The sequence below is a fragment of the Secundilactobacillus sp. MJ173 genome (genome assembly GCF_059704265.1).
The window spans coordinates 1-19,695 of sequence record NZ_BAAKGN010000030.1; the positions used below are offsets into that span (position 1 = coordinate 1).

34 protein-coding genes are annotated in these 19,695 nt (G+C 42.7%); 1 reads left to right on the forward strand and 33 read right to left on the reverse strand.

Annotated elements, in window-relative coordinates; genetic code table 11:
* Positions 1–148 precede the first annotated feature (148 nt).
* The 32 genes from rplQ to rpsL form a co-directional block, all read right to left on the reverse strand.
* Positions 149–532: a 50S ribosomal protein L17 gene (rplQ, locus tag AC6H04_RS04625; RefSeq protein WP_497570587.1), complete on the reverse strand. Its 384-nt coding sequence runs from the start codon at positions 530–532 to the stop codon at positions 149–151.
* Positions 533–561: 29 nt separating this feature from the next.
* A complete protein-coding gene (locus AC6H04_RS04630; protein WP_098823996.1) occupies positions 562–1,509 on the reverse strand; it encodes a DNA-directed RNA polymerase subunit alpha in 948 nt (315 codons plus the stop codon).
* Positions 1,510–1,594: 85 nt separating this feature from the next.
* Positions 1,595–1,984, reverse strand: coding sequence for a 30S ribosomal protein S11 (gene rpsK, locus AC6H04_RS04635; RefSeq protein ID WP_054653968.1), 390 nt, complete (start codon positions 1,982–1,984; stop codon positions 1,595–1,597).
* Between the two features lie 27 nt (positions 1,985–2,011).
* On the reverse strand, positions 2,012–2,377 hold the full coding sequence (gene rpsM / locus AC6H04_RS04640) for a 30S ribosomal protein S13 (RefSeq protein ID WP_098823995.1): 366 nt from the start codon (positions 2,375–2,377) through the stop codon (positions 2,012–2,014).
* 28 nt (positions 2,378–2,405) lie between these two features.
* Complete coding sequence (rpmJ, locus tag AC6H04_RS04645; RefSeq protein ID WP_089088817.1) at positions 2,406–2,525, reverse strand: 50S ribosomal protein L36; 120 nt, start codon at positions 2,523–2,525, stop codon at positions 2,406–2,408.
* Positions 2,526–2,570: 45 nt separating this feature from the next.
* Positions 2,571–2,786: a translation initiation factor IF-1 gene (gene infA / locus AC6H04_RS04650; protein ID WP_010619611.1), complete on the reverse strand. Its 216-nt coding sequence runs from the start codon at positions 2,784–2,786 to the stop codon at positions 2,571–2,573.
* A 132-nt stretch (positions 2,787–2,918) separates the two neighbouring features.
* Entirely contained in the window at positions 2,919–3,578 is a 660-nt protein-coding gene (locus AC6H04_RS04655) for an adenylate kinase (protein WP_497570588.1), read from the reverse strand.
* Positions 3,579–3,653: 75 nt separating this feature from the next.
* A complete protein-coding gene (gene secY, locus AC6H04_RS04660; RefSeq protein WP_497570589.1) occupies positions 3,654–4,967 on the reverse strand; it encodes a preprotein translocase subunit SecY in 1,314 nt (437 codons plus the stop codon).
* Positions 4,967–5,404, reverse strand: a complete 438-nt coding sequence (gene rplO, locus AC6H04_RS04665; protein ID WP_497570590.1) for a 50S ribosomal protein L15 — start codon at positions 5,402–5,404, stop codon at positions 4,967–4,969. The genes secY and rplO overlap by 1 nt, the downstream gene beginning before the upstream one ends.
* 28 nt (positions 5,405–5,432) lie before the next feature.
* On the reverse strand, positions 5,433–5,615 hold the full coding sequence (rpmD, locus tag AC6H04_RS04670) for a 50S ribosomal protein L30 (protein WP_098823991.1): 183 nt from the start codon (positions 5,613–5,615) through the stop codon (positions 5,433–5,435).
* A gap of 12 nt (positions 5,616–5,627) precedes the next feature.
* Positions 5,628–6,131, reverse strand: a complete 504-nt coding sequence (gene rpsE / locus AC6H04_RS04675; protein WP_098823990.1) for a 30S ribosomal protein S5 — start codon at positions 6,129–6,131, stop codon at positions 5,628–5,630.
* A gap of 19 nt (positions 6,132–6,150) precedes the next feature.
* Complete coding sequence (gene rplR, locus AC6H04_RS04680) at positions 6,151–6,516, reverse strand: 50S ribosomal protein L18 (protein WP_305792668.1); 366 nt, start codon at positions 6,514–6,516, stop codon at positions 6,151–6,153.
* A gap of 34 nt (positions 6,517–6,550) precedes the next feature.
* Positions 6,551–7,084 (reverse strand): 50S ribosomal protein L6, encoded by a 534-nt coding sequence (gene rplF / locus AC6H04_RS04685; RefSeq protein WP_497570591.1) that lies wholly within the window; start codon positions 7,082–7,084, stop codon positions 6,551–6,553.
* 30 nt (positions 7,085–7,114) lie between these two features.
* Positions 7,115–7,513: a 30S ribosomal protein S8 gene (gene rpsH / locus AC6H04_RS04690; protein WP_497570592.1), complete on the reverse strand. Its 399-nt coding sequence runs from the start codon at positions 7,511–7,513 to the stop codon at positions 7,115–7,117.
* A 29-nt stretch (positions 7,514–7,542) separates the two neighbouring features.
* Positions 7,543–7,728 carry a type Z 30S ribosomal protein S14 gene (locus AC6H04_RS04695; RefSeq protein ID WP_089109056.1) on the reverse strand — a complete coding sequence of 62 codons (186 nt, stop codon included), beginning with the start codon at positions 7,726–7,728 and terminating at the stop codon, positions 7,543–7,545.
* Between the two features lie 13 nt (positions 7,729–7,741).
* Entirely contained in the window at positions 7,742–8,284 is a 543-nt protein-coding gene (rplE, locus tag AC6H04_RS04700; RefSeq protein ID WP_203649392.1) for a 50S ribosomal protein L5, read from the reverse strand.
* Positions 8,285–8,309: 25 nt separating this feature from the next.
* Entirely contained in the window at positions 8,310–8,621 is a 312-nt protein-coding gene (rplX, locus tag AC6H04_RS04705) for a 50S ribosomal protein L24 (RefSeq protein WP_098823986.1), read from the reverse strand.
* 30 nt (positions 8,622–8,651) lie between these two features.
* Complete coding sequence (gene rplN / locus AC6H04_RS04710) at positions 8,652–9,020, reverse strand: 50S ribosomal protein L14 (protein WP_497570593.1); 369 nt, start codon at positions 9,018–9,020, stop codon at positions 8,652–8,654.
* A gap of 53 nt (positions 9,021–9,073) precedes the next feature.
* Entirely contained in the window at positions 9,074–9,340 is a 267-nt protein-coding gene (gene rpsQ / locus AC6H04_RS04715; RefSeq protein ID WP_497570594.1) for a 30S ribosomal protein S17, read from the reverse strand.
* Between the two features lie 26 nt (positions 9,341–9,366).
* Positions 9,367–9,561 carry a 50S ribosomal protein L29 gene (gene rpmC / locus AC6H04_RS04720; RefSeq protein ID WP_054653941.1) on the reverse strand — a complete coding sequence of 65 codons (195 nt, stop codon included), beginning with the start codon at positions 9,559–9,561 and terminating at the stop codon, positions 9,367–9,369.
* Positions 9,551–9,985 carry a 50S ribosomal protein L16 gene (gene rplP, locus AC6H04_RS04725; RefSeq protein WP_089088830.1) on the reverse strand — a complete coding sequence of 145 codons (435 nt, stop codon included), beginning with the start codon at positions 9,983–9,985 and terminating at the stop codon, positions 9,551–9,553. Before rplP ends, rpmC begins: the two co-directional genes overlap by 11 nt.
* A 2-nt stretch (positions 9,986–9,987) precedes the next feature.
* Positions 9,988–10,656: a 30S ribosomal protein S3 gene (gene rpsC / locus AC6H04_RS04730; RefSeq protein WP_497570595.1), complete on the reverse strand. Its 669-nt coding sequence runs from the start codon at positions 10,654–10,656 to the stop codon at positions 9,988–9,990.
* 12 nt (positions 10,657–10,668) lie between these two features.
* Complete coding sequence (gene rplV, locus AC6H04_RS04735; protein ID WP_089109062.1) at positions 10,669–11,016, reverse strand: 50S ribosomal protein L22; 348 nt, start codon at positions 11,014–11,016, stop codon at positions 10,669–10,671.
* 16 nt (positions 11,017–11,032) lie between these two features.
* Positions 11,033–11,314 carry a 30S ribosomal protein S19 gene (gene rpsS / locus AC6H04_RS04740; RefSeq protein WP_497570596.1) on the reverse strand — a complete coding sequence of 94 codons (282 nt, stop codon included), beginning with the start codon at positions 11,312–11,314 and terminating at the stop codon, positions 11,033–11,035.
* A 45-nt stretch (positions 11,315–11,359) separates the two neighbouring features.
* Positions 11,360–12,196 (reverse strand): 50S ribosomal protein L2, encoded by an 837-nt coding sequence (gene rplB, locus AC6H04_RS04745; protein ID WP_497570597.1) that lies wholly within the window; start codon positions 12,194–12,196, stop codon positions 11,360–11,362.
* 27 nt (positions 12,197–12,223) lie between these two features.
* Complete coding sequence (rplW, locus tag AC6H04_RS04750; protein WP_497570598.1) at positions 12,224–12,511, reverse strand: 50S ribosomal protein L23; 288 nt, start codon at positions 12,509–12,511, stop codon at positions 12,224–12,226.
* Positions 12,511–13,134 carry a 50S ribosomal protein L4 gene (gene rplD, locus AC6H04_RS04755; RefSeq protein WP_497570599.1) on the reverse strand — a complete coding sequence of 208 codons (624 nt, stop codon included), beginning with the start codon at positions 13,132–13,134 and terminating at the stop codon, positions 12,511–12,513. Before rplD ends, rplW begins: the two co-directional genes overlap by 1 nt.
* Positions 13,135–13,151: 17 nt before the next feature.
* The gene (gene rplC, locus AC6H04_RS04760) at positions 13,152–13,787 is read right to left on the reverse strand and encodes a 50S ribosomal protein L3 (RefSeq protein WP_098823980.1); all 636 of its coding nucleotides are present in this window, start codon (positions 13,785–13,787) and stop codon (positions 13,152–13,154) included.
* A 44-nt stretch (positions 13,788–13,831) separates the two neighbouring features.
* Positions 13,832–14,140, reverse strand: coding sequence for a 30S ribosomal protein S10 (gene rpsJ, locus AC6H04_RS04765; protein ID WP_089088837.1), 309 nt, complete (start codon positions 14,138–14,140; stop codon positions 13,832–13,834).
* Between the two features lie 323 nt (positions 14,141–14,463).
* Complete coding sequence (gene fusA / locus AC6H04_RS04770) at positions 14,464–16,563, reverse strand: elongation factor G (protein WP_497570600.1); 2,100 nt, start codon at positions 16,561–16,563, stop codon at positions 14,464–14,466.
* A 157-nt stretch (positions 16,564–16,720) separates the two neighbouring features.
* The gene (rpsG, locus tag AC6H04_RS04775; RefSeq protein WP_089109068.1) at positions 16,721–17,191 is read right to left on the reverse strand and encodes a 30S ribosomal protein S7; all 471 of its coding nucleotides are present in this window, start codon (positions 17,189–17,191) and stop codon (positions 16,721–16,723) included.
* Positions 17,192–17,230: 39 nt separating this feature from the next.
* Positions 17,231–17,644, reverse strand: a complete 414-nt coding sequence (gene rpsL, locus AC6H04_RS04780; protein ID WP_098823978.1) for a 30S ribosomal protein S12 — start codon at positions 17,642–17,644, stop codon at positions 17,231–17,233.
* 277 nt (positions 17,645–17,921) lie between these two features.
* On the opposite strand from rpsL, the gene AC6H04_RS04785 reads away from it, so the two are divergent.
* Positions 17,922–18,593 carry a prepilin peptidase gene (locus AC6H04_RS04785; RefSeq protein WP_497570601.1) on the forward strand — a complete coding sequence of 224 codons (672 nt, stop codon included), beginning with the start codon at positions 17,922–17,924 and terminating at the stop codon, positions 18,591–18,593.
* A 152-nt stretch (positions 18,594–18,745) separates the two neighbouring features.
* Here the strand turns inward: AC6H04_RS04785 and AC6H04_RS04790 are convergent, their stop codons facing one another.
* On the reverse strand, positions 18,746–19,570 hold the full coding sequence (locus tag AC6H04_RS04790; protein WP_497570602.1) for a hypothetical protein: 825 nt from the start codon (positions 19,568–19,570) through the stop codon (positions 18,746–18,748).
* Positions 19,571–19,695 lie beyond the last annotated feature (125 nt).

Sequence of the window (19,695 nt, forward strand, 5' to 3'; positions counted from 1 at the left end):
CACTACCGAGTAAATGGCGCACGGACAAACCGCATTCAAGCTAGACTCGAATTCATCATCATCATAGCGCTTTATACCATAAACTCGGTGTGATTCTATTGCGATCAGCAATAGAGCTGATCACGATTACTGCTTTAATACTACTTAATTAGTCAACAAGTTGCAGAATAACCATTTGTGCGCCATCGCCACGACGAGGCATGGTCTTCATGATACGAGTATAACCACCATTACGGTCAGCATACTTAGGAGCAACTTCGCTGAATAGCTTTTGCAATGCTGTAGAGATTTCGATGTTATCGCCATCTTCTTTAACATCAGCAACTACATCACGAAGGAATGCTGCGGCTTGACGACGAGCGTGCAAGTCTCCGCGCTTACCTAAGCTGATCATTTTGTCAGTAGTAGAACGTACTTCTTTGGCACGGGCTTCAGTGGTCTTGATTTGACCATGAATTAATAATTCAGTGGTAAGATCACGAAGTAACGCGCGACGTTGTGAACTTGTTCGTTGCAATTTACGGTAACTCATTACTGGATACCCTCCTTTTTATACTTATACTAGTCTTCTTTACGAAGTGATAACCCGAGGTCGTTGAGCTTTGCCTTGACTTCTTCCAATGATTTCCGGCCTAAGTTACGAACCTTCATCATGTCAGCTTCAGTCTTGTTGGTCAGCTCTTGAACAGTGTTGATTCCCGCACGTTTAAGACAGTTGTATGAACGAACTGATAAGTCAAGCTCCTCAATCGTCATTTCAAGCATCTTTTCCTTGTGGGTCTCTTCTTTTTCAACCATGATTTCGGCGTTCTTAGCTTCGTCGGTTAAATCAACAAACATTGCTAAATGTTCCGTCAAAATCTTGGCAGCTAAACTGATTGACTCGCTAGGAGTAATTGAACTGTCAGTCCAAACGTCCATGGTTAGCTTATCGTAGTCAGTTCTCTGACCAACCCGCGTGTTTTCAACCTGATAGTTAACACGTTCGATTGGGGTATAAATAGAGTCAATAGGCAAAACGCCAATTGGCATATCTTCCTTAGCCTTGTTTCGGTCAGCTGAAACGTAGCCACGACCTTTATTTGCAGTCATTCGCATGTGGAAGGTTGCCCCTTCTGCGACAGTCGCAATGTAAAGATCAGGATTGAGAACTGTGACATCACTGTCAGCAGCAATGTCACCAGCTGTAACTTGAGCAGGTCCCTTAACGTCAATTTCCATTGACTCGATTTCATCATCAGGGCCCTCAAGCTTAAGCGAAATCTTCTTGGTATTCAAAATAATCTGAGTAACGTCTTCAACGACACCTTCAATAGTAGAAAATTCGTGTAAAACGCCATCAATTTGAATACTTGTGACAGCAGCACCAGGCAGCGATGAAAGCAGAATTCGTCTCAAAGAATTCCCTAACGTAGTTCCATAACCACGTTCGAGAGGTTCAACGACAAATTTGCCGTAATCGTCGCTTTCTTCAATTTTGTGAATGTTAGGCTTTTCGAATTCGATCATTCTTATCTTTTACCCCTTTCAAAACGCGTTGAGCCATATAAATAAGTCCCATCTTGTAGTCGTATGCCCACTAAAACAGGATACACTAAACTCGACGGCGCTTCGGAGGACGAGAACCATTATGAGGAACTGGAGTTACGTCCCGAATGGCAGTAACTTCAAGTCCAGTTGATTGTAAAGCACGGATAGCAGCTTCACGACCAGAACCTGGACCCTTAACAGCAACTTCAACAGTCTTCATACCATGTTCCATAGAGTTCTTAGCAGCAGCTTCAGCAGCCATTTGTGCAGCAAATGGTGTTGACTTACGACTACCCTTAAACCCTAATGAACCAGCAGAAGACCAAGCAATTGCGTTACCTTGCATGTCAGTAATCATGACCAGAGTGTTGTTAAATGTTGAGTGAATGTGAGCAACACCAGACTCGATATTTTTCTTTACGCGGCGTTTGCGCGAAGTTTTTCTAGTTGCCATAAAATGTCATACCCTCCTTTTAGTAAATTATTTCTTTCTACCTGCAACAGAGGTTTTTTTACCTTTGCGAGTGCGGGCATTGTTCTTCGTGTGTTGACCACGAACGGGCAAGCCACGACGGTGACGCATACCACGGTATGAACCGATTTCTTGAAGACGCTTGATATCCAAGCTAACCTTACGACGTAAGTCACCTTCAACTTGGTAGTTGTCTACGGCTGCACGAATCTTGTCTTCATCTTCAGGGGCCAGATCACGAACGCGAACGTCTGGTGATACACCGGTCTCTTCAATGATTTTCTGTGCAGTAGTGTTGCCAATTCCGAAAATGTAAGTCAAGCCAATGACAATTCGCTTGTCACGTGGCAAGTCAACTCCAGCAATACGAGCCATTAAGTTGCACCTCCTATATTATTATGAATTATTTACCTTGACGTTGTTTGTGCTTAGGGTTTGCTGAGCAAATAACCATTACTCGACCCTTACGCTTGATAATCTTACAATGATCGCACATTTTCTTAACAGATGGACGTACTTTCATGAGAATCAAAACCTCCTATAGTCCTAATGCAAACCAAAAACCAACTTACTTAAACCGGTAAGTGATCCGGCCTTTGGTCAAATCATACGGCGACATTTCAACAGTAACACGGTCTCCAGGAAGAATCCGGATGTAATGCATCCGAATCTTACCAGAAACGTGCGCTAAAATTTCATGACCGTTTTCGAGTTCAACCCGAAACATTGCGTTTGGCAATGTTTCAGTGACTTTACCTTCAACTTCGATGACGTCTTTTGCCACGAACGTACCCCCTTGAGTGTTTTATGACTATGATTAAATAGTGCCCGGACTTGCCCAATATTAAATTGAGGCTAACCTGAGTTAGTTTACCACACCATAACTTTTGACGCAAGAACTTCTATACTAAGGGCATTAGGCAAGTTGACTAAGAACCGCTTTGATATCGTTGTAAACATCTTGGATGTCGCGATCACCATCAACGGTGTGAAGCAAACCCTTCTTCTGGTAGAAGTCTACCAAAGGCGTGTTCATCTTCACGTTGACGTCCAAACGATTCTTTACAGTTTCAGGCTTATCATCTTCTCGTTGATAGAAGTCATGACCACCGCAAACATCACAAGTTCCAGCAACCTTTGTTGGGTTATAAACCTTGTGATAAGTTGCGCCGCATGTCCGACAAATGTAACGGCCAGATAATCGTTCAATCAAAACACTAGGTTCAACGTGGATGTTGATAACAGCATCTACGTTACGTCCAAGTTCGGTTCCAAACTGATCAAGTGCTTCAGCTTGGTCAATTGTTCTTGGATAACCATCTAGCATATAACCCTTAGCGACATCGTCTTGAGCTAAACGTTCCTTGACGATTCCGTTAGTGACTTCATCCGGAACCAATTCACCCTTGTCAATAAACTTCTTAGCGGCAAGTCCCATCTCAGTTTCATTTTTCATGGCTTCACGGAAAATGTCACCAGTTGAGATATGCATAATATCGAAGTCTTCAACAATCTTCTGGGCTTGAGTTCCCTTACCGGCACCAGGTAGACCCATTAAAATTAAATTCATTGACATGTTTTGTTTCCTCCTAGCAGTTCTCTTTAATGACAAGATGGTGTGCTGAACCAGGTCATCACACCATTACTCGTCTCATTCAGCTGGACGGGGATCTTGGATGAAACCAACATAGGTCCGTTTCATCATAAGCCCTTCGACCTGTTGGATCGTTTGGATAGCAACACCGACTACGATAAGTAGACTAGTACCACCAAGTCCAATCGATTCATTCAGATTCCAAACGTTTTGAGCAACTAGTGGAATCAAAGCAACCAACCCTAAGAATAGTGCCCCGACAGTACTCAAACGCATCAATAAGTTAGATACGTAAACTTGAGTTTCATGACCAGGCCAGACACCCGGAATGTAACTTCCTTGCTTCTGTAAATTCTCAGATAATTTTTCAGGATTAACCTGAACAAATGCATAGAAGAACGTGAACAAAATAATCAAAATTGTGTATAAGATTGTACCGCTCGTCGTCTGCATATTGAAGACATTGGTCAATACTTGATACCAGGTATCTTCAGAGTGGTTATTCGCAAACGCCATCAAAACAGTTTGTGGCGTTGCAATAAACGAACTAGCGAAGATAACGGGAATAACACCAGCGACGTTAACCTTTAATGGTAGGTAACTGCTATCTGGATCGCCGGAAACACGACGCGTATATTGAATTGGAATCTTACGATCGGCTTGTTGTACCCACGTTACCCAAGTAACAATGACTAAAACAGCAATCACAACGGCCAACACAATTAATGCACCGATCCACCAATCAGAGGCAGATAAGTTTTGAAGGTAGGTTTGATATAACTGATAAACCCCGGTTGGGAACCGTGCAACGATACCCGCAAAGATAATCATTGAAACACCATTACCCAAACCGTGATCAGTGATCATGTCACCCATCCAAGTGGTTAACATGGTCCCACCAGTTAAAATTAAACCAATCATCGCATACGTTTTAACACCAGGGTTTTGCACCAAATTTAAACTACTTAAGGTGTTAAACCCAGCAGTAATCCCAATTGATTGCACAAACGCTAGGATAATCGTTAAATAACGTGTGTGTTGGTTCAGCTTGCGCCGACCAACTTCCCCTTGCTTACTCCATTCTACATAACGAGGCACAATGTCCATTTGTAGAAGTTGGATCACAATTTGTGCGGTAATGTATGGCGAAACTCCCATCGCAAAGATGGAATAGTTAGTTAAGCCACCACCACTGAACATGTTTAAAATGCTAACCAATCCAGAAGACGCAACGCTTTGTAATGCCTTTGCGTTAACTCCTGGCACAGTAATGTAGGAGCCAAGACGAAAGACAACCAAAACCATCAGTGTAAAGAGAATCTTATTCCGAATGTCTTTAACCTTAAACGCGTTTTTCATGGTCGACAGCATTAAATCACCTCAGTTTTACCGCCTGCTGCTTCAATTGCGGCACTAGCACTTGCAGAGAACTTTTGTGCTTTAACCGTAAGCTTCTTTGAGATTTCTCCGTTACCTAATACTTTAACAGCAACCTTTTCGTTCTTAACGATGCCAGCTTTTACTAATGCTGCAGGTGTAACTTCTGCGCCATCTTCAAAACGGTCGTTAAGTGTTTCAAGGTTTACCAATGCATATTCCGTACGGTTCATGCTAGTGAATCCACGCTTTGGAATACGACGGTACAGTGGCATTTGGCCACCTTCGAAACCAAGACGGGTCTTGCTACGAGCCTTTTGACCCTTTTGGCCACGGCCTGATGTCTTACCCTTACCAGCAGAACGGCCACGTCCTTTACGCATACGCGCTACACGTGATCCTTCAGATGGTTGTAATTCGTTCAACTTCATGAATGAAGGCACCTCCTTATTAATTAATTTACTTTACTTCTTCTACTCTGATTAAGTGTGCAACTTGGAACAATGCACCACGGGTAGCTGCGTTGTCCGGACGAACAACAGAGCTATTAACCTTCTTTAAGCCAAGGGCTTCAACGATCTTACGTTGTTTAGGAAGACGGTGGGCAGCACTATGAATCAAAGTAACTTTTAAATCAGCCATGTTGAGATCCTCCTATTCAGCTAAGTGTTGAACTGAAACACCACGTAAATCAGCAACCTCTTCAGCACGCTTGAGTTGTTTCAAACCTTCAAACGTAGCACGGATGGCGTTGATTGGTGTATCAGAGCCAAGTCGCTTACTTGTAACATCAGCGACGCCAGCTAATTCCATGACGGCACGAACAGCACCACCAGCAGTAACTCCAGAACCTTCAGCGGCTGGCTTTAACATAATCCGGCCACCATCATAAGTTCCGAGAACTTCATGGGGAATGGTAGTACCAACGATTGGAACTTGGATCAAGTTCTTGCGGGCTGCTTCAACAGCCTTACGAATAGCTTCTGGAACTTCTTGAGCTTTACCAGTACCAAAGCCAACGTGACCGTTGTGATCGCCGACAACAACTAGAGCAGCGAAACGTAGACGACGTCCACCTTTTACAACTTTAGTGATTCGGTTGATTGATACAACGTTGTCTTCAAGATCCAACTTCTCAGGATCAATAAACTTTGCCATTAGTGGTTATTCCTCCTTTTTAGAAATTTAAGCCGTTTTCACGAGCTGCTTCAGCTAATGCTTCAACACGTCCGTGGTATAAGTAACCGCCACGATCGAAAACAACTTCGGAAATCTTTTTAGCAGCAGCACGTTCTGCAACAAGCTTACCAACTGCTTGGGCTTGTTCCGTCTTGTTACCTGCAGCTATTTCACTATCTAAAGTCGAGGCACTGACCAGCGTCACACCCGCTACGTCATCAATTACTTGAGCGTAGATGTTTTTGTTTGAACGGAAAACATTTAAGCGTGGGCGCTCTGCAGTACCAGAAATCTTATTCCGGACACGCATATGACGCTTTTGACGTGTCTTGTTCTTATCTGGTTTCGAAATCAAAATAGTCACCTCTTTAAATTATTTGTAGAATGCTTATGCAGCATTATTTACCAGTTTTACCTTCTTTAAGGCTAATGTGTTCATTTTCGTAACGAATACCTTTACCCTTGTAAGGTTCTGGTGAACGAACGGCACGGATTTCAGCTGCGAAGTCACCGACTTCTTGCTTACTGATACCGCTGATGTTGATTGTGTTGTTATCGGGAACTTCAACTTTTAATGTTGAAGGAACATCGATTTCAACGGGGTTTGAATAACCAACACTTAAGATCAGCTTACCCTTTAATTGGGCACGGTAACCAACACCGACAAGCTTCAAGGTCTTAGCGAAGCCCTTAGTGACCCCTTCAACCATGTTGTTGAAGTTGGCACGAGTGGTTCCGTGTAAGGCACGGGTCTTGTTGTTGTTATCTGGACGATCGAAGTTAACTTCGCCGTCAGAAACGTTCATAGTGATGATTGGTGAGAATGTACGAGTAATGGTACCCTTAGGACCCTTAACTGTAACATCGTTACCGTCGCGTTTAACGTCAACACCATCTGGAATAGTAACTGTCTTGTAACCAATACGACTCATTGAGTGGACACCTCCCTGCTTTTTAAAATATTACCAAACGTAGGCGAGAACTTCGCCACCGATTTTCTTTGCACGTGCTTCTTTATCAGTAACAACACCTTCAGATGTTGAGATGATTGCAATTCCTAATCCGTTAAGGACCTTAGGAACAGCATCAGATTTTACGTAAGTACGTAAACCTGGCTTTGAAATACGCTTCAAGCCTGAAATGACGCGTTGCTTGTCGCGACCGTACTTAAGGAATACACGGATGATACCTTGCTTGTCATCATCGATATATTCGACGTCGCGCACGAAACCTTCGCGCTTCAAAATTTCAGCAATGTCGCGCTTCATCTTTGATGCAGGAACTTCTAATGATTCGTGATGTACCATGTTGGCATTACGGATCCGAGTTAAGAAGTCTGCAATTGGGTCAGTCATAGACATTAACGTTTATCCTCCTTTGTTATGAAATCTTACCAGCTAGCTTTCTTCATGCCAGGAATTTGACCCTTGTGGGCAAGTTCCCGTAAGCAAAGTCGGCATAAGTGGAATTTGCGATAAACTGAATGTGGACGACCACAACGTTCGCAACGTGTATAAGCTTGTGTCGAGTACTTAGCTGGACGCTGACTCTTAACAATTAATGATTTTTTAGCCACAATAATACCCTCCTTACTTAGTAAATGGCATGCCAAGCTGTGTTAACAACTCGCGTGATTCTTCATCTGTATTTGCAGTAGTGACAATAACAATGTCAAGACCACGAACACGGTTAACTTTATCGTAATCGATTTCTGGGAAAATCAATTGTTCACGAACACCGAGCGTATAGTTACCACGACCATCAAAGGCGCGAGAACTGATACCATGGAAGTCACGAACACGTGGTAATGAAACGTTAACTAACTTATCTAAGAAATCATACATGCGTTCGCCACGTAATGTGACCTTGGCACCGATAGCGTTACCTTCACGTAAACGGAAACCGGCAATTGACTTCTTAGCTTTAGTAATCAAAGGCTTTTGACCTGCGATCAAGCCTAATTCTTCAACTGCTTCATCCAAGTTCTTAGCGTTTGTAGTTGCATCACCAACACCCATGTTTAAGACGATTTTGTCCAACTTAGGTGCTTGCATGATTGAACTGTAGTTGAACTTTTCAATCATTGATGGAACGATTTCTTTGTTGTACTTTTCTTGTAAACGATTAGCCATTAGTTAATTTGTCCTCCTTCCTTGATTATTTGTCGATGGTTTCGCCGCTCTTTTTAGCGAAGCGAACCTTCTTGCCGTCTTCTACGCGGAAACCAACACGGGTTGGTTCGTTGGTAGAAGGGTCAAGGAGCATCACGTTAGATACTTGAATTGGTGCTTCAGTATCAATGATGCCACCTTGAGGATTAGTTTGAGAAGCTTTTTGATGCTTCTTGATCATGTTGATACCTTCGACGATGACACGGTTTTGAGCGTTGAGAGTCTTAGTAACAGTTCCCTCTTTACCCTTATCTTTACCGCTGATCACGCGAACTTTATCACCAGTTTTAATGAACATCCTGTTTGGCACCTCCTTATTTTCGAACGATTAGAGCACTTCTGGTGCAAGAGAAACAATCTTCATATAATCATTGTCACGTAATTCACGCGCAACTGGTCCGAAAATACGAGTTCCTTGTGGACTCTTGTCATCACGGATTAATACCGCAGCATTTTCATCAAATTTGATGTATGAGCCATCGGCACGGCGTACACGGGAAGTAGTACGAACGACAACTGCTTTAACAACGTCACCTTTTTTGACAACGCCACCTGGTGTTGCTTGTTTAACAGTTGCAACGATGACGTCACCAATACTTGCATAACGCCGCTTTGAGCCACCCAGAACTTTAATAGTTAAAATTTCCCGGGCACCAGTGTTATCAGCGACTTTTAAACGAGATTCTTGTTGGATCACGTTAGTGTCCTCCTTTCACTTCTAAGTAAAACAGAATACGATAAATGTCGAAACTAGATGATAACTGCCTTTTCAACAACTTTAAGAAGTCGGAAACGAACAGTCTTAGATAACGGACGTGTTTCCATGATTTCAACAAGGTCGCCCATCTTGGCTTCGTTGTTTTCGTCACGAACTTTGTACTTCTTAGTGTACTTGATCCGCTTACCATATACTGGATGCATCTTGGTAGTTTCAACGGCTACTGTGATTGTCTTTTCCATCTTATCAGAAACGACACGGCCACGGTATGTCTTACGAGCGTTACGTTCTTCAGCCATTAATTATTCCTCCTTTATCGTATTCTTTACTTGTTTAACTCTTGTTGACGAAGCACAGTTTTGATCCGTGCAATATCCTTACGAACCTGCTTTAAACGAGCAGTATTTTCAAGTTGGCCAGTAGCCAATTGGAAACGAAGGTTGAATAATTCGTCTTTGTAGCTCTTTTCTTTTTCGAGCATTTCAGCAGTGGTTAATTCTTTAATATCTTTAGCCTTCATTTGATTCGCCACCTACTTCCTCGCGAGGAATGATCTTCGTACGAACTGGCAATTTCATAGCTGCTAAGCGTAATGCTTCATGTGCAACTTCTTCAGAAACGCCACCGACTTCGAACATTACCTTTTCACGTTTAACTGGTGCAACCCATCCTGCAGGAGCACCCTTACCATTACCCATACGAACACCAACACCCTTTTCGGTGTAGGATTTGTGAGGGAAAATCTTAATCCAAACTTTACCGCCACGCTTCATGTAACGCGTCATAGCAACACGGGCTGCTTCAATCTGACGGTTTGAGATCCAGCTTGAATCAAGTGCTTGTAAACCGTAATCACCGAAAGCAACTGACTTGCCGCCTTTAGCAGCGCCACGTAACTTACCACGATGTTCACGACGATGTTTTACTCGCTTAGGTACTAGCATTGTTATTTCCCTCCTTGCTCGTTATTTTTATTAGCGTTAGGCTTGTCAGGCAAAATTTCGCCACGGTAGATCCAAGTCTTAACACCCAATGAACCATAAGTTGTGTGTGCTTCAACCCATGAGTAATCGATGTCTGCACGTAATGTATGCAGAGGAACGGTACCATCTGAGTATGATTCAACACGAGACATATCTGCACCGTTTAAACGACCGGCAACTTGGGTCTTAATACCCTTGGCACCAGAACGCATAGTACGTTGCATTGATTGACGCATAGCACGACGGAAAGCAACACGGCCTTCAAGTTGACGTGCAATGTTTTCACCAACTAATTTAGCATCTAAATCAGGTTTCTTGATTTCGATGATGTTGATGTGTACTCGCTTGCCAGTTAAGTTGTTTAATTCCTTACGGAGATTTTCAACTTCTGACCCACCCTTACCAATTACCATACCAGGTTTAGCAGTGTGAATTGAAACGTTGACGCGGTTAGCGGCACGTTCAATTTCTACTGTTGACACTGAGGCATCTGCAAGGCGCTTTTCGATATATTTACGGATTTTAAGGTCTTCGCCAAGGTAAGCAGCAAAATCTTTTTCAGCATACCACTTTGCTTCCCAGTCGCGAATAATACCGACACGTAATCCGGTTGGATTTATCTTTTGACCCACGCGTTATCCCTCCTATTTTTCAGATACGACGATTGTGATGTGACTTGTCCGCTTGTTGATTGGTGAAGCAGAACCCTTGGCACGAGGACGGAACCGCTTAAGGGTTGGTCCTTCGTCAACAAAGGCTTCGCTGACTACTAAATCAGCACGGTCTAAGTCAAAATTATTTTCAGCATTTGCAACTGCTGACATTAATACTTTTTCAACGATTGGTGAGCCACCACGAGGGGTGAACTTCAAAATAGCAATCGCTTCAGCCACGCTTTTGCCTCTGATAAGATCAATGACAAGGCGGACCTTACGTGAGGCAATACGAACTGTTTTCGCAGTTGCCTTTGCTGATGTAACTTGTTCAGCCATTAGCTAATCCTCCTTATTATTTAGAACCAGTCTTCTTATCGTCGCCAGCATGGCCACGGAAAGTACGAGTAGGTACGAATTCACCTAATTTATGACCAACCATGTCTTCTTGAATATATACTGGAACGTTCTTACGACCGTCATAAACAGCGATTGTGTAGCCGATAAAGCTAGGGAAAATCGTTGAACGACGTGACCAAGTCTTGATAACACTCTTCTTGTCTTGATCTTTTTGTGCATCGATCTTCTTCAGAAGATGTTCATCGGCGAATGGTCCCTTTTTTAAACTACGACCCATTAGATTACCCTCCTTATGAGTGAGATTACTTATGCAGTAAGTAAATTACTTTCTGCCTTTACGACGAATGATAAGTTTGTTTGAACGTGCTTTGGAAGAACGCGTCTTCTTACCAATAGTCTTCTTACCCCATGGTGATAATGGTGATGGACGACCGATTGGTGCTTTACCTTCACCACCACCATGAGGGTGATCGTTAGGGTTCATAACAGAACCACGTGATTGTGGCCGCTTGCCAACCCAACGGTTACGTCCAGCTTTACCAACGTTGATTAATTCGTGTTCTTCGTTACCAACAGTACCAATAGTGGCACGGTTAACAGCTAAGACCATCCGAACTTCGCCAGAAACTAAACGAACCATAGCGTACTTGCCTTCTTTACCAAGCAATTGTGCGCCTGCACCGGCTGAACGAACTAATTGACCACCCTTACCAGGCTTCAATTCGATGTTATGAATAGTTGTACCAACAGGAATGTTTTGTAATGGAAGTGCATTACCAACCTTGATATCTGCATCAGGACCTGATTGAACTTGATCGCCAACCTTAAGGCCTTTTGGTGCTAAGATATAAGATTTAATTCCGTCAGTATAAACTAACAATGCAATGTTGGCTGTACGGTTTGGATCGTATTCGATTGCCTTAACCGTAGCAGTAACGTTGTCTTTTGTACGCTTAAAGTCGATGATACGGTATTGAGTCTTGTTACCGCCGCCACGATGACGAACCGTCTTCTTACCGCGGTTGTTACGGCCAGCAGTGTGACTCTTTGATTCTAGTAATGACTTTTCAGGCTTTGACTTCGTGATAACTTGACTGTAGTCAAGGCTAGTCATATTACGCCGACCATTACTGGTAGGTTTGTATACTTTAATCGCCACGTTGATTCCCTCCTATATTAGTATTTGTTATTCTTCACCGAATAACTTAATTTCTTCTGAATCTGCTGATAAAGTGACAATAGCCTTACGACGCTTCTTAGTGTAGCCTTCGTAACGACCTTGACGCTTTAACTTACCCTTGACGTTCATGATGTTAACTTTAACAACTTTAACGTCAAAGATTTCTTCAACAGCTTTTTTAACTTGAGTCTTCGTAGCACGTACGTCTACGTCGAATGTATAACGCTTGTCATCTAACAAAGCAGTAGATGCTTCTGTAATGACAGGACGCAAAATAATATCACGAGCTTCCATTATGCGAGCACCTCCTCAATCTGAGAAAGAGCAGCTTGAGTTAACACAAGTTTGTCACTGTTGATGACATCCAATACGTTAATCCCCTTGGCTTCGATAACTTGAACATTAGCCAAGTTACGAGCTGCCAATTCTGCATTCTTATTGTCTTCCTCAAGAACCACTAAAGCCTTTGTTGAAACGTTTAAACTAGATAATGATTTTGCAAATTCCTTAGTCTTTGGTTGATCAAAGTTAAATGCATCAACAACAACTAACGAACCGTCAGCAACCTTCTGTGAAAGAACTGACTTCAATGCCAAACGCGTAACCTTCTTTGGAAGATGGTAAGCGTATGAACGAGGTGTTGGGCCAAAGACAGTTCCACCGCCAACCCATTGTGGTGAACGGGTAGAACCTTGACGAGCACGGCCAGTACCCTTTTGACGCCATGGCTTCTTACCACCACCACGAACAGCACTACGGTTCTTAACCGCATGAGTTCCTTGGCGTTGTGAAGCACGTTGCATCAAAACAGTATCAAACACGACGTTTTCGTTTGGTTCGATGCCGAAGATAGCATCGTTTAAAGTAACGTCACCATTTTGGCTACCGTCTTGCTTAAATAATGTAACACTAGTCATTTACGTTTCCTCCTTTCTTATTTCTTAGGTGCGCGAACGGCACTCTTAATTTCGATGAATGACTTGTTGGCGCCAGGTACGTTACCCTTGATCAACAAGACGTTGTTTTCAACATCAGCGCGAACGATCTTTAAGTTCTGGATAGTCCGAGTGTTGTTACCCATCCGACCAGGTAATTTCATACCCTTGAAGACACGGTTGATAATAGCACCCAAAGAACCTGGACGACGGTGATAACGAGAACCGTGGGTTTCAGGTCCACGTGATTGGCCATCCTTATGAACGTTACCTTGGTAACCATGACCCTTTGTTGTACCGGTGACATCAACGTATTCGCCAGCATCAAAGATGTCTGCCTTAACTTCGTCTGCTACCTTGTAATCTCCTAGCTCAACATCTCTGATTTCATGAATGAAGCGCTTAGGAGTCGTGTTTGCTTTTGCTACATGACCTTTTTCGGGCTTGTTGCTCAAAACATCGCGTTTATCTTCGTAGCCTAATTGAATTGCATCGTAACCATCGTTTTCAACTGTCTTAACTTGTAACACAACGTTAGGAGTAGTTTCAACAACAGTAACTGGGATCAATTCGCCATTATCAGTGAAGACTTGCGTCATCCCTACTTTTTTACCTAAGATTCCTTTTCTGGTCATGAGTACACCTCCGATATAATGTAATTTTTTGTTCTGAATCTAAATTATAATTTGATTTCGATATCCACACCTGAAGGCAAGTCTAACTTCATTAATGAGTCGACCGTCTTTGGTGTTGGGTTAACAATATCGATTAACCGTTTGTGAGTGCGCATTTCAAATTGTTCACGCGACTTCTTAAACTTATGTGGTGAACGAAGCACCGTGTAAACTGTCCGGTCAGTTGGTAATGGAATAGGACCAGAAATTTCAGCACCTGTACGCTTTGCAGTTTCAACAATCTTTTCTGCAGATTGGTCAAGAATGCGGTGCTCGTAAGCCTTCAAACGGATACGAATTTTTTGTTTTGCCATTGGATTCCCTCCTTACGTCTATTTTCAAAATAAGACTAACTCCGTGAAAATTACCGTCACACCCCGTGGCAAAGCGGCCGGGTGTGCCGCAACCTTTCACATCATCGCTTTGCTATGCTAATCCAGGGCACACTTGCTCCCCGAAATACAGCACCTATATATAATACTAAATAAATGGCGGTTTGACAAGGATTATTGCGATGTTTTTGAAATTGATGTCAAAGTCTTCGAATTATTTTGTATAAAATAATAGTTTTTCGTTTCTTCTATAGTATATGTATTAAAAAAGACGCTGCAAAATTGCAACGTCTTTTTCGAAGAAATTAATCTTCGGCAGGAGTCCCGCCGTTCTTCTTGATAATTTCTGCTTGAATTGACTTTGGTACGGCTTCGTAGTGATCAAAAGTCATGGTGAAAGTACCACGACCTTGTGATGCTGAACGAAGAGTAGTAGCATAGCCGAACATTTCAGCCAGTGGCACGTACGAATGAATCATTTGTGCGTTACCACGCGCTTCCATACCGTCCACACGGCCACGACGCGCAGTAACTTGGCCCATGATGTCACCCATGTATTCTTCAGGGACAACAATGTCAACCTTCATGATTGGTTCCAAGATAACTGGATCAGCCGTCTTAGCAGCGTTACGTAAAGCCATTGAAGCGGCAACCTTAAAGGCAGCTTCACTAGAATCGACTTCATGATAACTACCATCGTATAACTTGGCCTTCAAGTCAATCAATGGGTAACCGGCAAGAACACCGTTTTGCATTGATTCCTTGATACCTTGTTCAACTGATGGGATGTATTCACGAGGAACAACACCACCAACAATGGCATCTTCGAATTCGAATCCTTTACCCTCTTCATTAGGGGTAAATTCAACCCAAACATCACCATATTGACCTTTACCACCAGATTGACGAACAAACTTACCTTGTGCAGAAGTTTGCTTAGTGAAGGCTTCACGATAAGAAACTTGAGGTGCACCAACGGTAGCTTCAACCTTGAATTCACGTCTCATACGATCGATGATGATATCCAAGTGAAGTTCACCCATCCCAGCAATCAAAGTTTCACCAGTTTCAGGGTTAGTTTCAGCCTTGAATGTAGGATCTTCTTCAGAAAGCTTTTGCAGAGCGTTGTTCATCTTATCTTGATCAGCCTTAGTCTTAGGTTCAACGGCAACCTGAATAACTGGGTCAGGGAATTCCATTGACTCCAAGTGTAATGGGTGATCAACATCAGTCAAAGAGTCACCAGTTGTGGTGTTCTTCAAACCAATAGCGGCAGCGATATCGCCAGAGAAGACTTCTGGGATCTCTTGACGGTGATTTGAATGCATTTGCAGCAAACGACCAACACGTTCACGCTTGTCCTTAGTTGCGTTCAAAACATATGAACCAGATTCCAAGGTACCTTGGTAAACCCGGATAAATGTCAAACGACCAACGTAAGGGTCAGTAGCGATCTTAAATGCTAAAGCAGCAAAGCTAGCATCATCGTTAGCCTTCAGTTCAACTTGTTCACCAGTATCTGGGTTAGTAGCGTTGTAAGGCTTAACATCCAATGGTGAAGGCAAGTAGTCCACTGTAGCATCCATTAACATTTGAACACCCTTGTTCTTGAATGCTGAACCAGCAAGTACTGGGAACAATTCAAGGTTCAAGGTTGCTTTACGGATAGCAGCTTTTAATTCGGCAACTGGAATATCAACACCTTCAAGGTATTTTTCCATAATGTCGTCATCAACGTCAGCGATTTCTTCAATCATCTTTTCACGACGTTTAGCAGCTTCTTCTTTGTAATCATCTGGAATTTCAACTGTATCCCATTCTGAACCAAGTTCATCTTCGTCGTAGATATCGGCTTTCATATCAAGCAAGTCAATAACACCTTGGAAGTTGTCTTCGGCACCAATAGGCATTTGAACAGCTAAAGCGTTGGCTTGGAGACGATCCTTGATGGTCTGTACTGAGAAATCAAAGTCAGCACCGATTTTATCCATCTTGTTAACGAACACGATACGGGGAACATCATAGTCGGAAGCTTGACGCCAAACAGTTTCAGTTTGGGGTTCAACACCGGCTTGGGCATCCAAGACCGCAATCGCACCATCAAGCACACGGAGTGAACGTTCAACTTCAACAGTGAAGTCCACGTGACCTGGGGTATCGATGATGTTGATACGGTGACCCTTCCATTCAGCGGTAGTAGCTGCGGAAGTGATCGTGATACCACGTTCTTGTTCTTGTTCCATCCAGTCCATTTGTGAAGCACCATCATGGGTTTCACCAATCTTATGGATTTTACCAGTATAATACAGGATCCGTTCAGTGGTGGTAGTCTTACCAGCATCGATATGTGCCATGATCCCGATGTTACGGGTCTTTTCTAGTGGAAAAGCTCGTGTATTAGCCATGTTAAATCTGTAACTCCTCTCAAGATTGTTCACATTTATAAAAAGGATGGCTAAATTAAAAAATAATTATAGCCATCCCAACAATTTTCACTATCAACATTTAGCTAGCTTGCGCGTAGCCCACCTGAGTGGTGCTGACAGCAAACAAATTTGCAAATTACCAACGGTAGTGAGCAAATGCACGGTTGGCGTCGGCCATTTTATGAGTATCTTCACGTTTCTTAACAGATGCACCAGTGTTGTTAGCGGCATCCATAATTTCGCGAGCTAACCGTTCAGTCATCGTGTGTTCGCCACGAGAACGTGAATAGTTAACGATCCAACGAAGACCTAATGTTGACCGACGTTCTGGACGAACTTCGATTGGAACTTGGTAGTTAGAACCACCGACACGGCGAGCCTTAACTTCCAAGACCGGCATAACATTCTTCATTGCTTCGTCGAATACTTCAACGGGGTCGTTGCCAGTTTCTTTCTTAATTAATTCAAATGCACCATACAAAATTTGTGATGCAGTGCCTCGCTTACCATCTAACATCAAGTGGTTGATCAAACGGGTAACCATCTTTGAGTTGTAGATTGGATCAGGAAGGACTTCACGTTTTTGAACGTTTCCTTTTCTTGGCATTACTTATATCCTCCTTGTTGGAACTTAGTGTTTAAGTTTTTATTCCTTAGGCTTCTTAGTACCGTATTTAGAACGTGATTGACGACGATCTTCAACACCGGCAGTATCCAAAGCACCACGGATGACGTGATAACGTACACCAGGTAAATCCTTAACACGGCCACCACGAATTAAAACAACACTATGTTCCTGAAGGTTATGACCGATACCAGGAATGTATGCTGTCACTTCGATTAAGTTAGACAAACGAACACGCGCGTACTTCCGCAAAGCTGAGTTAGGCTTCTTTGGAGTCATCGTACCAACACGAGTTGCAACGCCACGTTTTTGTGGTGCTGGGTTGTTCACTTGCTTCTTCTTGAAACTGTTATACCCGTAGTTTAAAGCTGGGGCATTTGATTTAGAACTTCTAGATTTACGACCTTTACGAACCAATTGGTTGATTGTAGGCATCTAAGAGTCCTCCTTCCTTAGTCTAGTTATTTTAAGTCCACACATCCAGGTGATTCATTTTTGGGCAAAAATAAAAGCGGATGTTGATCCTTTATCGTGCCATGTTTTCCGTCAGCATGTCTGCAAAGCAGAAACCGGTCTACAAAAAGCACCTTTAAAAGAATACCACGCTTCGTCGTTTAATGTCAACGCAAAGTGTAAAACATCCGCAAAAACTAGCTTGATTCTTTAAAAATATTACCGCCGCAAAATTCGTAATTAATTTTGAGGTGATCATATGATTCTAATTCAATTTATTATAGGTACTGCTTTGGGTTCATTTTTATTTGCTAGTTATTCCAGACTCAGCGTTAGTGGCAACATCTGGCGCCCCCTTCGCTCACAGTGCGACAGCTGTTCATCAACTATTATATGGTTTGACTTAGTCCCGATTTATTCCTACTTAATGTTAGGTGGCCGCTGTCGCAACTGTAATCAGCCAATTGCAAAAGCCGCTCTCATCAGTGAATTATTTTTTGGCAGTTTATTGCTATACTGGCAACCGACGTTTCACAGCACTCTATTCGTGTTGGCCGGCAGCCTACTATTCTTCATGGCAGTCAGCGACGCACACCACTTCGAGTTTCCGGTTGGTTATAGTTATGCCCTCATATTTTGCGCTATCACAGTATACACCTTTTTTACACCTCATCATTTAATTTTTGTTCCTATAATATTGATGTGGCTCGGATTGCAATTTTTTGAACCGCATCTTACGTGGATCGGTTCAGGTGACATAGACGTGTTCCTTTGTTTATTGATTTTGTTAGGTTTTGTCTCCTTTGCCTGGTTACTGCTCTTAAGCAGTCTATCGGCACTGATCACCGGTTTTTTATTTAAACGTCGCCGGTTACCCTTTATCCCGTTCGTTGCAGCCAGTTATTTACTAGTTATTTTCTTCCTACTTTAGTCCACTGCCTTAACTGGTTCCACAACTCAGATTCGGCCATATAACACCCCAAAACGGCATCCCGACAAGAAACATCGGAATGCCGTTTTGGGGTGTGTTATATTCTGGAATCTACCGAGTTGTGTCACACCTTGTTTTATTTGTCTAACCGTTTAATTCGTCTGCCGAGCTAAAACGAGTGTCAGCGGACCAAAGTAATCATTCGCCTGAATCCCAATGCGCCATTTAGTTCCTGCGCCGTTATAATCGCTCAGTTTCAATCCGGCAATATTCATTGCTTCCTGAACTTTAGCAGCTCTCGGAGCTACAGCTTGGCCGTACGTTGTTTCCCAGTACCAAAATAATTTGGATCCGAAGCCCGAATGCAGAAAGGCAGATTTGGGAAAATCAGAAGCTGGTAAACTTATCGTACTGATTGGTGTAATGTCATCGAAACCTGTGATACTCTTTGGAAAATCAGTATAACGATGTGCCGCGTATTTCGATAATTCGTAGCTGACTGGAATACCTGGCAACTGTTTTAGAATTGCGCGAGCCAATTTTTGATCAGGTGCAGATAGCATATAGTTGACAAAGGCCGTTCCTGATTTAAAATTACTAGCCGTTTTGTAAGTATATTTGCTTAAATAACCGCTCCAAACTAAGCCCTTAGCAGAGTTGGACTCGTTGTGAATATAATAATAAATCGCATTCCCCTTCTTGATACCCTTATTAGCGAACCAAGTTGTATGCGGGTAATTTTTTAAATTATGCAAATGTTTCGTATGATTATTGTTCCAAATGTAGGCATTCTTACTCGGCTTGGTCGCTCTCGTAAACAGCAAATCAGCATTAGCATCACCGTTAGAATCATAGTTTGAATAATACGGTTTAGTGCCACTTAACCAAGATGCAGCCTGAGCTCGCTTACCTGGAATCGCAACCAACGTGATTGCAAATAGCGATATAAAACCCGCTTTTAGAATCTTTTTTATCATTGTCATTCTCCCCTTTAACGTTAGAACTTTAACTGTCAGTGATATTGTACCATCCACCCCAAAAAATACGAGGTAATTACGTTTCACAAATTAACCACAATGTTTCAGATACCAAAAAAGCGACT